Source organism: Enterococcus sp. AZ079 (assembly GCF_050547255.1).
In the GTDB taxonomy this organism is placed as follows: domain Bacteria; phylum Bacillota; class Bacilli; order Lactobacillales; family Enterococcaceae; genus Enterococcus_D; species Enterococcus_D casseliflavus.
In genome coordinates, this window is the sequence record NZ_CP172955.1 from 2,163,747 (window position 1) to 2,178,715 (window position 14,969).

Below are 14,969 nucleotides of genomic sequence, written 5' to 3' on the forward strand. Positions count from 1 at the left end.
AAAACATCTGTAACCATTTTGGCAAATAGCCACAAAAATGGTTGCAGATGTTTTTTCTTTTTATCTACGGACTACAAGTCGTTGCCCTACAAAAATCAATGAGCCAGAAAGATTATTCCACTGCATCAACTGATTGACAGTCACACCATAGCGTTGCGAAATCCCCCATAGAGTGTCTCCCGAACGCACGGTATAGGTGGTGCTGTTTGATGAGGAAGCGTTCGTTTCTTGAACATACGCTGCACTTACCCAGCCACGCCCTTCAATTCGATACCAGACATTGTTACCATTGACGCTGGTTCCGGTCTTTTGCGCAACTGCGCGAAAAGAGGAGTTATTTAACAAAGAACCAACAATTCTAGCACTGGTAGACGCATCAGAGCGAATATTCAATGTTGCGGTGGTGCGAAACTCTTTATTGATGCTTTGTTCAGAGCTATTACTTCCAGCGGTCACTTCTGTCACGTACGCAGCGCTCACCCAGCCGCGTCCTTGGATTCGATACCACACATTGTTGCCGTTGACACTCGTTCCCGTCTTTTGAGCGACTGCTCGAAATGTTGCATTGCTTGCCAAGGAGCCGACAACAGAAGCGCTAGTCGATGCGTCGGAACGGATGTTCAAGGCGGTGGTGGTGCGAAACTCTTTGTTGATGCTTTGTTCGGCACTGTTGTTATTGTTATTATTATCGTTGTTATTATCATTATTATTGTTGTTATCATTCCCACCCGTATTCGATGAGATCTCCGTCACGTGAGCGGCACTTACCCAGCCACGTCCTTGAATTCGATACCACGTCGTATTACCGTTCACACTGGTGCCGCTTTTTTGCGCTACTGCTTCAAATGTTGCGTTGGCAGCCAATGAACCCACGATCGAGGCGCTGGTGGAAGCATCTGAACGGATATTGAGTGCTGCATTTGTTCTGAATTGCTTATTGATCGCCTGTTCAGAATTGTTATTGTTGTTATTGTTGTTATCGTTTGAACCGCCACCACTTGATGTATCGTACTGGGTCAAATTGTACGTTTCAATCAAGTTGTTTAGCTTACTTGCATAAGCCGTGTCGGTGGCATAACGTCCTTGCAGCCATTGTGTCGCGTCACGATAAGAATTCGTATTAGACTTCCATGCCCCATGGTAGAAGAAAACACCCGGCGAGAATGAGGTGGTTCTCAAAACGTGCGCATTGTCTTGAAAAGATTCTTTTAATGAGGGGTATTTACGAAACTTCGCAATAATCGGATAGAGATTGCCATTCCCGTCATCTTCCATGGTTTGCATCTCTACAAACTGTCCATTGTAAGATCCCTTGATACCAAACATATTATTGGCAAGAGTAGTCAGCGTGGATTGCCCCCAACCTGATTCTAAGATCGCTTGCGCAATCATGACTGAAGCGTAGAGGTCATTTGCCCCCGCAACTTCTTGTGCCATTGGTCCTACTTGCTGAATAAATGCTTGCTGATTATTAGAACGTGCCATTGGATTGTTGTAGTTGGGCATGACCTTCGTTTCAATGGCGATCCGCTCTTCTTCTGACAGAACAGGAATGTCACGATCAATTTCTGCTTCATTCTGTTCAGAAGCATCATCTGCTGGTTCATTTTCGGGTACGTCTTGACTTTCTACTACATCCGAACTTTCAGCTTCTGATGGTTCGGTACTATCTTGCGTTGCTGGTGATCCCTCGTTGACTTCTTGATCTTCTACAATGCTCACGGAATCTTGCGTCGATGTGTCTTGGGTTGACTCTGCTGTTTCAACTACTTGAACACCATTTTGGGTTTCTGCTGACTCAAGTGTATCTGCTAAGACATTCATCGGCAAAATATTCACCGTACTAACAAGTGCAGCGGTTGCCGCCGCACTTTTACGGTAAAGAAGCCCTCTTTTTTGTTTCTTCGCACGATAACGAAGCTGTTTTCTTTCTTCCATTTGTCTCTCCTTAAAACTACAGCTAGCTATTTCTTACATTCTTACTGCAAAGCTAGGTGTAAAATGAGCGGTACTGCCAACAGAAACATTTTGTCCTGGGCGTGGTGCATGAATGTATTGTCCGCCACCTAAAGCAATGGCTACATGATAGGTGCTGCCTGATGAACCCCAGAATAATAGATCTCCTGGTTGTGCTTGGCTAACGGAAATCACTGTACCTGCTGTTTCTTGTGGTACCGTCCATCCACCAATATCTCTCCCTGTTACTTGTAAAAAGACATAGCGAGTAAAACCAGAACAGTCAAAGCTGTCCGGTCCTTTGGCACCCCAAACATAGGGTTTTCCGATATGCTTATAAGCTTCTGCCACGATTGCAGCCCCATTTGTTGATGCTGGTGCAGAAGGTGCTGGCGGCGTCACGATCGGTGCAGGTGACGGAGCAGGCGTTGGCGCCGGTGTTGGTGTAACTGGCGTCGGTGCTGGCGTTGGTGCAGGAACTGCAGGTGCACTGTCCGCTGGCGTCTCCGGTGCTGCAGGTGTCACTGGTGTTTCTGGCTCATGAATTTCTGGTGTATCTACTGGTGTTTCCTCTGGAACCTCTGGTGTTTCAACCGGTTCAGATTCTTGCGTTTCCTCTGGTTGCGTTTCTGCTGGTGCTTCTGGCTCTTCCGCTGCAGCTTGTTCTGCCTGCTGTTGCGCCGCTTGTTCCGCTTGGGCTTGTAAAGCAGCTACTCGGGCAGCTTCTTCACGAATTCTCGCTTGCTCCGCTTCATAGGCTTCTTTTTCCGCACGCAGCTGTTCTTTTTCTTCTTCTTTCGTTGCTTCTTCGTAGGCTAAATTACTAACTAAGACATTTAATTCTGCTTGGCTTGCTTCCAAAACACCTTTTTGTGCTTCCAGATGGCTCTGTGCTGCTTGCAATTCTGCCACTTTTTCTTGTGATTCCGCACGCTTTTGTTCAACAGCTTGTTGGTCGGCTTTTTGCTGTTCGATCACTTCATTATTCGCTCGAATGATCGTCGTCATCGCATGCAAACGACCGACTAGATCACTGACAGAGTCCGCCTCTAGTACCGCTGTTAGAAAATGGTCGCCTTTTCCATTAACTTGTGTTTCTCTGGCTTGCTTTTCAATGTTTTCTGAGCGTTTGGCAATGCGCTCTTCTAACTGACTGATTTCCTGATCCAATCCTTCGATCGCTTGCAACAAATCACTTTGCTGCGCTAAAATGATTGCTGCTTCTTGATTTAACGAATCAATTTCTGCAGACAATCCGTCAATTTCCCCTTGTACGCTTTGACGTTGCTGTCTCAACTGATCAATTTCGTTATTTTTTTGTTCGATCAATTGATCGTGATTCGTAGCAAAAACGGTCACAGGTCCGCCGAATGATGACAATACAATGCCGCACATACACACTGTTGCAAAGATTTTCTTCTTCATCTGATCCTCCAAATTCAATTTTAAAACTTTTTTTTCATTTATTTGACCATTTTCATTTTACCATAGTTCAGCAACAAACCCAATCCGTAAGCGATTTACATTTTAGTTACATAAATAAGCTCTGTTTTTTTATTACATGTTCCCCACTCCTATCCCACCGACACGCCGAGTGAATCCCTATGTATCAACTGTTCAAGAAAACTTCATAGAAAAAGTCCTTTTTCTTAAGAAAAAATAAATAATGTTGTAGATTTCACTTTTATTACATTAATTTTCTGCAAAATATGCTTGATTCACAAAGTTATAAACAGACGAAAAAAGCTCCTTCCTAGTGTTTTCTAGAAAAGAGCGAGTTTTTTTTGTCTGTGTTATTCACGATAAGGGAGTAGTTGTCTCATTACGGCGATTTGGTCATCAATGGTCTGTTCTGTGATGTGACCGGTCAGAGCCAAAATCCCTAATCCTTCAATCACGAACATATAGTTTTCTGCAATCACTGCCAAGTTTTCATCTTTTAATACACCTTGCTGAACGCCCACTTGAAAAATCTCATGGATCGTCCGTTTCGTCTCAGCGAGTTGAGCTTGCTGCAGTGAACTGGAGGCTTCGGTTTTATGCGTATAGTAATACTCGTAGACGGCTCGCAGCATACCGTCAGAAATGCTGTGGAGTAGACGCTTGCGATGGTCGGAAAAATATTTGTTTAAAATCGTTTCAAAGGGCACTTGCTCCATGATCATCTCTCGTACATCATCAAATTTTCGTTTGGAGCGCTGCTCTAACACTGCCAAAAAAATCTCATCCACCGAACGAAAGTATAAATAAATGCCACCACGACTAATGCCGCACTCTTCGATAATGTCCTTCATTGTCGCATCGATCAAGCCTTTCTTACTAAAGACAACTTTGGCACTTTCAAGAATCAAATCACGCTTTTGTTGTTTTTTCTTTTCCGCTGTAGTCAATTCGCTCTGCTGCTTCTTCGCCATTTTTTGGCTCCTTTCATCACATTATTAATGACACTCGTGTCATTTTGTTGTATAATCAACCTAACTTAAAAATGACACGAGTGTCATTATAAAAAAAGGAGTTTTTACAATGAATACAAAAAGCAAAACCTATCGCCTTGTCATTCGTGCCATTTTGACTGCTATTATTATTTTACAGACGATGGTGCCTTTTCTTGGATTTATTCCGATCGGTATCACTAGTTTGACGATCATCCATATCACGGTAATCGTCGCTGCCATCGTTTTAGGGACAAAAGACGGGATGTTCATTGGCTTAGTCTGGGGGATTTTTACCATGATCCGTGCGTTTACTTCCCCGACAACGCCTTTGGACATTGCCGTTTTCACCAACCCAATCATCTCGGTGGTCCCCCGTGTGTTGGTTGGCTTAGTGGCTGGTCTCTTGTTTACGATCATTTACAAAAAGACCAAAAAAGTCGTCGCTGCTTCGATTGTTGCAGCAATCTTTGGGACCATCACCAATACAGTTTTGGTCTTAACCCTAATGGGAACCTTGTATACTGGCTTAGTTGCCACTACCTATGGTGTCGATGCTTCGGCTTTATTCGTGACCCTCGGTGGAATTGCAGTAACGAATGGAATCTCTGAGGTGATCACAGCTGCGATCTTAACACCCATTCTAGTAAAAGCCTTATTTGCAGCAACTAGCTTACGTCCCGAAAATCGTTAGTCCCTTCTCTTATCCTATCATTTTTTTCACGTTCTGAGTACTCTTTGCCCAAACATTAAAAGCCCCCGATCGAAGAAAGCTTCTATTGTATAGAAAAGCTTTCTTCGATCGGGGGACTTCTTCTTTTATTGGTTAAAAAAAGGTGGACAGCAAGGCAAGGATCGCTAGACCGCCTTGGGTCAAAATAATTTTCTTGTCGCTAGTCACACTGCCATATGCAGCTACTAAGATAATGTAGATCAACAGCAAGCGACTGATTTCCAATGGCGCTGAAGCAAAGGTAATACTATACAGTAACCCCAAACCGATCAGCCCATTGTAAACCCCTTGGTTTTTGAACAAGGTCACGACGATCGGTCGTTCAAGTTCTGCTTTCGTCACGTTGAAGACCCGCGCTGTTGCTTTGGACGTAGTGGCAAATGTTTCTAAATAGAGAATATAGAAAAACTCTAAGGCAACCAGTACAATCAAAATCGTCGATAAAATCGTCATCCTTATTCTCCTTGATGAGCGACAACGATCTCGCTCGGTTTGGCTGCAAAGTCAGGCATTTGTTGGAATAATTGTTGCAGCAGCGGGTTTTGATTGTGCGCGCTGATCGCTTCTTGGTTCGCCCATTTTTCGACCATGACAAACCGATTGTTCTCTTCCAATGATTCATAGAGATGATAGCCGTGGCAGCCTTCCTCAGCTCTCGCCGATGCTAATAATGGCGTAACAGCGGCTAAAAAATCTGCCCGCTTTTCTTCTTTGATGTAAAACGTTGCATTGATGATTTCCATCGTTTTCCCTCCTCTTATAGAAATGTCGTAATTTGTTCTGCGTCTAACCGAACGGATTCATAGCCTAATTCTTTGGCTTTTCCGACTGAAAGGATCATGACAGGAACATAACGTTCTTTGTCTAAGCCAAAAGCTTCGGCTAATTGATCTGCTTCAAAGCCGCCGATTGGGTTGGTTTCATAGCCATGCGCCCGCGCAACTAACATAAATTGCATCGCTGCTAAACTAGCGTCGATCTTCACCACATCATTCATTTGTTCTTTTGTAAGATTTTCGTAATGAGGAATGATCGCTGCTAATTGTTGGTCACGTACTTCCGCTGGCATTTTGCCTTCTGCTACTGCTTTGTTATAAATTTCTTCTCCTAGTTCATGACAAAGCATATCGCCAAAAATCAAGACCATTGCAGAAGAGGTATCATTTTGTCGGACGTTGAAACGAATCAACGGTTTCAATTTTGCTTTTTGCTCATCGCTTTCCACAACGACAAAGCGCCAAGGCTGCATATTGACTGAGGAAGGTGCTGTCGTTGACTCTTGGATCATGGTCAACATTTCTTCATGGGGGATTTTGTAGGTTTCATCATAGACACGAACCGATTTTCGGCCAAAGGTGATCTCTGAAAAATTGTTATTGCTGTATTCTGTCATGGGTTTGCCTTCTTTCATGGAACTAATTTCATAAGTAATGTTAGAAGCTGTTCTTCTTCTTCTTCGGTCAAATTGATGCCTAACGACTCCTCAGAGCTGGCATGCTTTGAAGCACAACTAGCCAAATCGGCTTGTGCTTTCGGTGTCAAAGAAACAAAAATCTCGCGGTTATTGTCTTTGTTTCGTTCCCGTGTCACAAATTGTTTTTCTTCGAGAATCTTCAAATGCCGAGTGACCGCTGCACTATCGATCTTCAATTCATTCTGTACTTGATTTTGGGTACAGCGTCCTTGCTCATTCAAAAACTGCAGCAACTGATAACGGGTCAGACTAAAGCCAGTCTCTTTTTCAAAGATCGCCGTTAATTCTTGATTCACGATTTTCATCCGATACAGCAATCCGCTTAGCTCACGTAAATTCATTGCATAAACCGCTCCTTTCATCGTTGACTTATCAACTGTTGACTAGTCAAGTATAAATCATTTTCTTTTGCTTGTAAAGAGTAAGCAAAAAAGACCCGCAGCTAGGCGAACTTCATCAAGGATCGAATCAAGAATCCTTTGGCGAAGTTGCGCCATTAGGCTGCGGGTCTTCGTTACTCCGGTATTGAGAAAATACTGGAGAATTTATTTTATTTTAATTGGAAGAGTTTCTTCAAGCCCATCACGATCAGTGTAGAGATCGCTGCAGCAGCGAAGATAATGCCCCACGTACCAGCTTGAATCGGCATCGTATCCAATAGCTCATTCATAAACGGTACATAGACCGCTGAAAGCTGTAAGCCGACGGAAAGGAGCAATGCCCCCATCAATGGTTTGTTTTTCAAGAGGGTTTTGTCTAAACCAAAACCGCTGCTCTTACGAACGTTGAAAATATGCATCAATTGCGCCACTGCCATAAAGGTAAAGGTTGCTGTTTGTGCATAAAGCAACTCGTGATCCGTCAGCATCAGGAAGTTGAAGAAGCCAAACGCCACCAAACCAATCACGACCCCACTTAAAATAATGCGTCCTAAGAAGCGCTTGTTAACGAGGCCATCAGCTTTCGACCGTGGCTGGCGCTTCATAATGTCGTCTTCAGCTGGTTCAAAGGCTAACGCCATGGCTGGAGCAATATCGATGACTAGATTCAAGAAAAGGATATGCAGCGGTTGGATTGGCATAGGCATCAAGAAGATGACACTTAGAAAGATCGTCACGATCTCAACCATATTACAAGAGAACAGGAAGGAAACATATTTTTTGATGTTGTCAAAAATGATGCGTCCTTCTTTGATGGCATCGACGATCGTTCCAAAACGGTCATCCGTCAAAATCATATCGGAAGATTCTTTGGCTACTTCTGTCCCACGAATCCCCATGGCGATCCCGATATCGGCGCCGTTGAGTGCTGGCGCATCGTTGACCCCATCGCCAGTCATTGAAACGATATCGCCTTCTTCACGCAACGCTTCCACAAGCTGTAATTTATTTTTTGGTGAAACTCGAGCAAAGACAGCGACTTCTTCGATTTTTTCGTTAAAGCCTTCTTGCCCTGCCAATTCATCGATCTCACGACCCGTCATGGTTTTTTCATGGTCTTTTAAGCCAATTTCTTTGGCGATCATGGATGCCGTCTTCGGATGGTCCCCGGTGATCATTTTCACTCGAATCCCCGCTTCTTGTGCGACCTTCACTGCTTCTTTGACATCTGTTCGCGGCGGGTCGGCGATGCCCGCAAAGCCTTGGATCTTGATTTCCTGCAGTGCTGCTTTCAGCTCTGCTTCGTCCGTTCCACCTTGATAATCCTTGATGCAACCGACAGCGATCACTCGCTGCCCATGACTGGCTAACGTGTCATTGTATTCATGAAGCTGTTCTTTTTCTTTGGCATCCGCATCGGCTAAATCAATCAAGACATCTGGTGCCCCTTTGATGATCAATGTCCGTTGCTTTCCTTCATACACGGTCACCATGTATTTGTTGTCGGAATCAAAGGGCATTTCTGCGATTTTCTTCAGCCCGCTGTCCTGCTCTTTTTGGCGATCGATGCCGATTTTTTGACCTAAAACGACAAACGCCCCATCTGTTGGATCACCGAGGATCTCGTATTGCCCTTCGTTTTCACGTAAAGTGGCGGTGGTACATAAAGCACCGTTTTCGATCATCCCTTGCAGCGCCTCATGATTGGCTGCATCGATCTCGGTTTCATCCTCCGAGTCTGCCTTGTAAAATTTTCCGTTGGGTTCATACCCATTTCCTGTCACTTTGAACATTTCTCCTGAACCTAAAATGATCTCAGCAACCGTCATTTGGTTTTCTGTCAGCGTCCCCGTTTTGTCACTGGCAATAATACTGGTGGCGCCCAGGGTCTCAACAGCTGATAACGATTTGACCAGTGCTTTGTGCTCGGCCATCGTCCGCATGCCTCGGGACAATGTGATCGTCGAAACGGCTGGCATTGCCTCAGGTATCGCTGCGACCGCCAAAATAATCGAGATATGGATCATTTCGACAAAAGGTTGATTCGTCAAGACCCCAGCGATCAAAACTGCCACCGCAGCAAAAAGCGCGGCAATAATGATTGCTTTTCCTAGCTTGTCCAATTCGATATCTAACGGCGTTTGACGCTTTTTGTCACCCGTCAGCATGTCACTGATTTTTCCGACCTCGGTCTTCATACCGGTTTCTGTCACTACCGCATAGGCATTTCCCCGAGTTGCCGCAGTTCCTGCGAAAACGACATTGCGGCGATCGCCTAGTGGAACATCTTCTTCATAGGTTTCTCGTGCATCTTTTTCAACAGCTTCTGACTCACCGGTCAGCGCTGATTCGATGCAGGCAAAGTTGCTCGTTTCAAGTAAGCGGGCATCTGCCGCAATGGCATCCCCTTCTTCCAGAACGAGAATATCGCCTGGAACGATTTTTGCCGACTCGATCTCCATTACTTCTCCATCACGAATCACTTTTGCGGTAGTGTAAATCATGCTTTGAAGAGAATCAATTGATTTTTGTGCTCGTAACTCTGTGATAAAACCTGTCATTACAGCAATCACCACGGCAATCAATACTGCAATTCCTTCAATCGTTTCCCCCATCGCAAAAGAGAGTAACGCAGCTGCTAGCAATAAATAAGCAATCAAGTTGTTCAAGTTATGCCACAGCAATTCCCATACAGAAAGGGATTCTTGTTGCTGGATCGTGTTTTCTCCGTATTTTTCTAAGCGTTTGTCGGCTTCTTTCCCGCTTAGGCCTTGCTTGCGGTCACTTTCAAAATGTTTCAAGGTCTCTTCAGTCTTTTGCTGGTAAAATTTTTCCATCAAATTCCTCCTTTAAATTATAAACTTCTTGCCGAGGGTTTCCACGTTTCTGAAGGGATAAATCGGTACAGATACCTTGCACAGTCATTTTTTGATTTGAATCGGTTCAGGCAATTGCTGAGTGAAGGGAATATAACCAATAAGAAAAGCAAGCGCAGGTTGACTGGCTGAGGGAAAAGGTATGTGTGTTGAGCATCGATCATTTTGCGAGCAATGAAGTCGCTTCTTTTAATCGTCGCAAGTGATCTTTCTATGTACGTACTTTGTGAAAAAACCATCCGGCCTACTTCTAACCTATCATGGATGAAGATGTTCGCAAAGGATTTTGCTTCACAAGTGGTGTAAAAAAACAGTCGTAACAAAATTAGCACCACCGCTTTTGATGACGATTGGGCAGCATGTCAGCAATGCCAAAACGGTACTCGTTTCGGTGTTTTCTTAATAAACTAAACTTCTGCTATGTTGTGATTTACAATGTTACAACTCTAGCAAAAAAATAACTTTAAAAAGAGAACGCTTGCTGTCCTTACTTTATTTTAACAAAAAACAACAAACTTTTGAACAAAAAAAGTGTTTATTGCTAAAAAAACAATTAAGTTTCGATATCTCGCTGACATTCTCCTTCCTGATCGCCAGAAAAGGTTGAAGCAAAACAAGCCATTGATCCATTGTGTTCATATAAAACAAGCACGCCAATACCCCAAAAAGCATTCCTCGTTTGAATGATAAATCACCAACCGAAGAATGCTTCGTATTTATTCTACTTTATGAGGGAACTTCCTCACTCTCGATATAGCAATAGACTCGCAGATCAGGCAAAGCCTGTTTGATCTGCTGTTCGATGGTATCGATAAATACGCTTGGTTCTTCGGGTCCTAGCTTCAAGGTAAGGTCGGCGACGATCAAAAGTTCTTCTGGGCTTAGATGGAGGGTTCGCAAATCTTTGATTTGAATGATGGCAGGGTCGGCTAAAATTTGTTTGATCGCCATTAAATCAGAAGCAGAGGCGCCCTCACCAATCAAGAGGCTATAAAATTCTTTGGCTAAAAAGACAGCAGCAGCAATCAGCAACAATCCACCTAAAATGCCGCCGAGGGAATCAAATACTGGATTGTCCGTCAATGCGGTCAATAAGATTCCTGCGATGGCGATCGTCACACTACCTAAGGCAAACAAATTTTCCGTGAAACCTAAAAGCAGATCGGAATCGCGGCTTTCTTTTAAGAAACGGACGAGGGGCTGTTTTTGCTTTTTTTGTTCTTTGACTTCTTGCCATCCCTCTTGTACAGCCGTCACTTCAATAAACAAACTGACAAATAAGATCGCTGCCACCAGCTGGAGCTGTTCCACTTCGTGGGTGGGGTCTAGCAGATCACGGCTGGCTTCAACAACCGCTAAAATTCCACCACCTAAAAAAACTGTCATGGCAACTACAGTACTAAAAAAATAGGTCGCTCGTCCTTCACCAAACTGATGCAGTTCGCTGCGTCCTCGCTGTGCTCGGTTTTCACCGATGGCTAGAAGTCCTTGATTGATGCAATCGATCAGACTATGGATACTTTCATTCATCAAGACTGCACTGCCGCTAAAGAAGTAGCCGATGGCTTTCATGATCAACCCTAAGACATGGGTCAGCAAAACGATTCTACGGGCTTTTTGCTCTTGCTGTTTTTCCATCATGGTTCCTCCTTCGGTGTCGGACTCGCTGTAACAAGCTGTCTCTTTTCTTAAGCATAGCACTGCACTTCCTAGATGAAAACGAAAGTGGCTTGCGACAAAGATTTACCATTTGCTCCCCTCTTGAACGCAAAAAAACCAGGATTTCTCCTGGCTTGCTTCTGACAATTATACTTCATTAATAATTTGAATCTGATCCATACTCCGTGCCATAGCCCGTTCCGTTGTCAGTACCGTACTCGTTGCCATAACCTGTTCCTTGAGACCCGTCGTCGTATCCTGTCTGAGCACCTGTGTTTTGATTTTGGGTACTCTGTTCTTCTGTCTGCTTGCCTAATGCCTTAAGCATGTCGTTTCGGATTTCATTGTAAGAGTAGTCTTGGATGTACACAATGGACTGACCATCGTAAGACTCCCCATCATACCATTCAAAGGTATGACTATTGATTTCAAACCCTGAAATCATATTTCCAGCAAGGGAAACTAAATCTTCAAATTTAAAGTTTGTATTTACGTCTTCGCTGACTGAGTCTAAGATTTCTTGATACTTGGTGACATTATTGATTTTCAAAGCCTGGTGGATCGCTGCTTCAATGACTTCTTGCTGACGATTTCCTCGATCCACATCGGTATCCATTTTACGGATGCGGGCAAAGATCAAGGCTTGCTCACCGTTCAACAACTGACGACCTTCCGGAATCAATGTTTCCCCAGAGTTATCTGCGGCATAATCTTGATTTATGTCGTAAGGGACATTTACAGTTACACCACCAATTGCATCAATAATTTTTTTAAAGCTTATGAAATTCACATTTACATAGTAATCGATTGGTAATTGCAAATAATTTTGAACGGTTTCGATCGTGGCATCTTCTTCTCCGACTGTATAAGCACTATTGATTTTTGCTGTGGTATAGATCGTACCCGTTCCAGTTCCATCATAGATATTCGTCCAAATATCCCGCGGGATGCTGACCATATCGATTTTTTTATTTTCGCCATCATAAACCATGTAGATCAAACTATCAGTACGTGCGCTGTCTAAATGATCTGTTTGTTCACGTTCCTCATCATTATCGACACCCATCAATAAAACACCGAACTTAGAACTTACATCGGATGTTTTGAGTGATCCATCCTCTTTTCCTTTGTTAGAGGTTATCACAGCGGATTCTTTAAACATTTTATCCACTGAATTTTTTGCTGCATAATACGTATAGCCGGCAAATAAAACGATGCCAGCAATGGCGAAAAGAAAGATTCCTCCAATAATCACGCGTTTGTTTCGCGCTTTGTGGGCTCTTTGCTGTTTATATCTCGTCTTTCTATCCATAGTGCCTCCTTCATTTCTCCTGAATTGCTCTCCCCGATTGTACCAGAATTTTTACGATCCGCCTATTTTTTTAAGAAGTTTTATTCTTTTTCTGTGAAGTCCTTTAAACATTCCTTAAAAATAATTCTAGTAACGAAAGAAACTTGGATAATTAGTCAACTTCTATGGATATTTTATTAAAAAACGAGTTTTTTCATTCACCCTTTTTGGATGGATCAACTTCTTTTTCGGCAGTAAGCTGAATAATTACACCAAAGGGATCGCGAACACTTGCATAAAAAAACGCAAAAGCATTCTCACTTGGTGCTTGGATCGTCTGACTGCCTTTTTGCCTCAATCGTTGATAAAGCTTCTGAGCTATTTGGCTCTCCGCTAGCGTCAAACTCAGCGACAAGTGATTGCCTCGCTGAATCGTCTCTCCTTCAACTAATGGATTGTCTGCCAGCTGTAACTGAAAATCTCCGATCTGTAGGATGGAGTGAGAAAGATACTGTTCTTGTCCCGCAAGAATCTCCAGCGTTGGATCAAGTCTCTCACGATACTCCTGGTTGGTGATGGCAAATAAGAGGGTTGCGTCTAGTGTTTCTTGATAAAATTGAATGGCTTCTTGGGCTTTGCCGTCTAAGGTTAAAAACATAGCGATTTTTGGTTCGATCATTTGTTGGTTCCTCCTTTTCTTGTTACCATAAGTGTAACTGTGAATATTGCCAAAACTTGGCACCATTGGAGAAAGAAATGAAAAAATCAGAACGCTTAACGCAGGAACTATTGTATTTACAAGGAAAAACCACTTTTCAACTAGCCGATTTGATGGAAACCTTCGCAATCTCCAAACGTACAGCCGTCCGTGATGTCCAATCATTGGAAGAGCTGGGCTTGCCTCTCGTGGTAGAAACCGGTCGTTATGGCGGCTATCAGATTTTGAAAAATCAACTGACCCCCTTGTACTTTGATAAAAATGAACGGTATACCCTTTTCTTTGCTTTGCAGCTCTTACAAAAATTAACCGATTCTCCTTTTGATCGGAGCTATCAAGGGCTACGGCGAAAATTGTTGCAGTCTTTTTATCAAGGAGACACCGAGTGGTTAGAAAAAATGGAGACGGCGGTTTCGTTTCAAGGGGTGCCTCAATTGACGAGTGCGCCGATCCTCTCAACGCTTTTTTCAGCGATCGTACAAGAACAAGTCATCCAATTTACCTATCAGCGTTATCAAAAAACGAACAAGACCGTCCAACCCTATCAGCTGGATTTTCGTGCTGGCTACTGGTACTGTTTGGCCTATGATTGTCAAAAGCAGGCTTTTCGCCGCTATCGCTGTGATGCAATGCAGGGACTTGCTCCGACTGAAAAAACAGGCTATACCTTGCAGCAGTTAGCTGAAAAACAGCTGCAGCAACAAGTGTTGACACAAACACTGGGCTATCACATCCGCTTTGATCTATCGGCAAAGGAACGCTTGTGGCAAGAAAAATATCCTGACATGGCAGTGGTGGAACGTCCTAGTGAGCTTTGCTTAGAGGGGCACATTGCCGACAATGAGCTGGGTTTTCTGGCTGATTTTCTCTTACAATTTGGTCCAACTATTAAAGAAATCCACCCGTTAGTCCTCAAACAAGCGTATACTGAAAAAGTTCGGCAAATGCTGCAGCCATTTGCACCTGACTGACCGCTTTCCTGTATTGATTATTGATTGCTTGCGCCGAAACTGATTCTAACTGATAAGGAGTTTTCTATCTATGTTTCTTTTAAATAAAAAAACTTTCCAAGCGTTAGCAGCCCCCTATAGGACAGAAGGGGCTGCCATCGGCTATGCAAAATGGCAGTCCTTCAACGCCATCACCAGCCGTAGCCTGCTCGTCTTGGATGATCAGCATTTGACGATTTTGGCGTTGAATCTTTTCTCGACAAAAGTCGTGCAGCACAAAAGCGTGCCGCTTGCTGAGCTGAAAAAACAGCACAAAGATCCTATTGTAGGAATGCTCGTCCCGATTCGCTTTACTTATAAAGGGGAAACCTACCGTTTTCAAATGCAGCGAGTGATCTTGCCCTTGAGAGATTGGCAAAAAACCTTTCTTGCCCGCTGGCAGTCGTGGTAAATGAGCAGCAACTGGCAAGGTTCGTTTCCTAGAAAAAGACTTTTCCAGT

Annotated in this window: 14 protein-coding genes; 3 read left to right on the forward strand and 11 right to left on the reverse strand. The window is 43.6% G+C overall.

Going from position 1 to position 14,969, the window contains the following annotated elements; all coding sequences use genetic code 11:
- Nucleotides 1-60: 60 nt before the first annotated feature.
- The 3 genes from IGJ15_RS10325 to IGJ15_RS10335 form a co-directional block, all read right to left on the reverse strand.
- On the reverse strand, nt 61-1,938 hold the full coding sequence (locus IGJ15_RS10325) for a glucosaminidase domain-containing protein (RefSeq protein ID WP_430599059.1): 1,878 nt from the start codon (nt 1,936-1,938) through the stop codon (nt 61-63).
- A gap of 33 nt (nt 1,939-1,971) precedes the next feature.
- Complete coding sequence (locus IGJ15_RS10330; RefSeq protein ID WP_194186022.1) at nt 1,972-3,381, reverse strand: NlpC/P60 family protein; 1,410 nt, start codon at nt 3,379-3,381, stop codon at nt 1,972-1,974.
- A gap of 368 nt (nt 3,382-3,749) precedes the next feature.
- Nucleotides 3,750-4,370, reverse strand: a complete 621-nt coding sequence (locus IGJ15_RS10335) for a TetR/AcrR family transcriptional regulator (RefSeq protein WP_005225615.1) — start codon at nt 4,368-4,370, stop codon at nt 3,750-3,752.
- Between the two features lie 109 nt (nt 4,371-4,479).
- Between IGJ15_RS10335 and IGJ15_RS10340 the strand changes: the two genes are divergently transcribed.
- Nucleotides 4,480-5,082 (forward strand): ECF transporter S component, encoded by a 603-nt coding sequence (locus IGJ15_RS10340; RefSeq protein ID WP_005225613.1) that lies wholly within the window; start codon nt 4,480-4,482, stop codon nt 5,080-5,082.
- Nucleotides 5,083-5,214: 132 nt separating this feature from the next.
- Here IGJ15_RS10340 and IGJ15_RS10345 read toward each other — a convergent pair whose 3' ends face one another.
- The 8 genes from IGJ15_RS10345 to IGJ15_RS10380 form a co-directional block, all read right to left on the reverse strand.
- Nucleotides 5,215-5,574 carry a DUF1304 domain-containing protein gene (locus IGJ15_RS10345; RefSeq protein ID WP_016613516.1) on the reverse strand — a complete coding sequence of 120 codons (360 nt, stop codon included), beginning with the start codon at nt 5,572-5,574 and terminating at the stop codon, nt 5,215-5,217.
- Between the two features lie 2 nt (nt 5,575-5,576).
- Nucleotides 5,577-5,864, reverse strand: a complete 288-nt coding sequence (locus tag IGJ15_RS10350) for a putative quinol monooxygenase (protein ID WP_005225610.1) — start codon at nt 5,862-5,864, stop codon at nt 5,577-5,579.
- 14 nt (nt 5,865-5,878) lie between these two features.
- Nucleotides 5,879-6,514 carry a nitroreductase family protein gene (locus IGJ15_RS10355; protein ID WP_008378805.1) on the reverse strand — a complete coding sequence of 212 codons (636 nt, stop codon included), beginning with the start codon at nt 6,512-6,514 and terminating at the stop codon, nt 5,879-5,881.
- 14 nt (nt 6,515-6,528) lie between these two features.
- A complete protein-coding gene (locus IGJ15_RS10360) occupies nt 6,529-6,936 on the reverse strand; it encodes a MarR family winged helix-turn-helix transcriptional regulator (RefSeq protein WP_034868440.1) in 408 nt (135 codons plus the stop codon).
- A gap of 209 nt (nt 6,937-7,145) precedes the next feature.
- Entirely contained in the window at nt 7,146-9,812 is a 2,667-nt protein-coding gene (locus IGJ15_RS10365; RefSeq protein ID WP_430599060.1) for a cation-translocating P-type ATPase, read from the reverse strand.
- A 765-nt stretch (nt 9,813-10,577) separates the two neighbouring features.
- Nucleotides 10,578-11,492, reverse strand: a complete 915-nt coding sequence (locus tag IGJ15_RS10370) for a cation diffusion facilitator family transporter (RefSeq protein ID WP_430599061.1) — start codon at nt 11,490-11,492, stop codon at nt 10,578-10,580.
- Nucleotides 11,493-11,667: 175 nt separating this feature from the next.
- Entirely contained in the window at nt 11,668-12,822 is a 1,155-nt protein-coding gene (locus tag IGJ15_RS10375) for an LCP family protein (RefSeq protein WP_142423677.1), read from the reverse strand.
- 193 nt (nt 12,823-13,015) lie between these two features.
- Complete coding sequence (locus IGJ15_RS10380; RefSeq protein ID WP_142967155.1) at nt 13,016-13,480, reverse strand: VOC family protein; 465 nt, start codon at nt 13,478-13,480, stop codon at nt 13,016-13,018.
- A 77-nt stretch (nt 13,481-13,557) separates the two neighbouring features.
- Between IGJ15_RS10380 and IGJ15_RS10385 the strand changes: the two genes are divergently transcribed.
- Both IGJ15_RS10385 and IGJ15_RS10390 read left to right on the forward strand, forming a co-directional pair.
- Nucleotides 13,558-14,490 carry a helix-turn-helix transcriptional regulator gene (locus IGJ15_RS10385; RefSeq protein ID WP_142967154.1) on the forward strand — a complete coding sequence of 311 codons (933 nt, stop codon included), beginning with the start codon at nt 13,558-13,560 and terminating at the stop codon, nt 14,488-14,490.
- A gap of 70 nt (nt 14,491-14,560) precedes the next feature.
- Nucleotides 14,561-14,920 carry a hypothetical protein gene (locus IGJ15_RS10390; RefSeq protein WP_142967153.1) on the forward strand — a complete coding sequence of 120 codons (360 nt, stop codon included), beginning with the start codon at nt 14,561-14,563 and terminating at the stop codon, nt 14,918-14,920.
- Nucleotides 14,921-14,969: the final 49 nt, after the last annotated feature.

Excerpts from the sequence above, each read along its gene's own strand:
- IGJ15_RS10360 (WP_034868440.1), bottom strand. The coding sequence starts at position 6,936 with ATGAATTTACGTGAGCTAAGCGGATTGCTGTATCGGATGAAAATCGTG.
- IGJ15_RS10340 (WP_005225613.1), top strand. The coding sequence starts at position 4,480 with ATGAATACAAAAAGCAAAACCTATCGCCTTGTCATTCGTGCCATTTTG.
- IGJ15_RS10375 (WP_142423677.1), bottom strand. The coding sequence starts at position 12,822 with ATGGATAGAAAGACGAGATATAAACAGCAAAGAGCCCACAAAGCGCGA.
- IGJ15_RS10330 (WP_194186022.1), bottom strand. The coding sequence starts at position 3,381 with ATGAAGAAGAAAATCTTTGCAACAGTGTGTATGTGCGGCATTGTATTG.
- IGJ15_RS10390 (WP_142967153.1), top strand. The coding sequence starts at position 14,561 with ATGTTTCTTTTAAATAAAAAAACTTTCCAAGCGTTAGCAGCCCCCTAT.
- IGJ15_RS10380 (WP_142967155.1), bottom strand. The coding sequence starts at position 13,480 with ATGATCGAACCAAAAATCGCTATGTTTTTAACCTTAGACGGCAAAGCC.
- IGJ15_RS10385 (WP_142967154.1), top strand. The coding sequence starts at position 13,558 with ATGAAAAAATCAGAACGCTTAACGCAGGAACTATTGTATTTACAAGGA.
- IGJ15_RS10335 (WP_005225615.1), bottom strand. The coding sequence starts at position 4,370 with ATGGCGAAGAAGCAGCAGAGCGAATTGACTACAGCGGAAAAGAAAAAA.
- IGJ15_RS10350 (WP_005225610.1), bottom strand. The coding sequence starts at position 5,864 with ATGGAAATCATCAATGCAACGTTTTACATCAAAGAAGAAAAGCGGGCA.
- IGJ15_RS10345 (WP_016613516.1), bottom strand. The coding sequence starts at position 5,574 with ATGACGATTTTATCGACGATTTTGATTGTACTGGTTGCCTTAGAGTTT.
- IGJ15_RS10370 (WP_430599061.1), bottom strand. The coding sequence starts at position 11,492 with ATGATGGAAAAACAGCAAGAGCAAAAAGCCCGTAGAATCGTTTTGCTG.
- IGJ15_RS10325 (WP_430599059.1), bottom strand. The coding sequence starts at position 1,938 with ATGGAAGAAAGAAAACAGCTTCGTTATCGTGCGAAGAAACAAAAAAGA.
- IGJ15_RS10355 (WP_008378805.1), bottom strand. The coding sequence starts at position 6,514 with ATGACAGAATACAGCAATAACAATTTTTCAGAGATCACCTTTGGCCGA.
- IGJ15_RS10365 (WP_430599060.1), bottom strand. The coding sequence starts at position 9,812 with ATGGAAAAATTTTACCAGCAAAAGACTGAAGAGACCTTGAAACATTTT.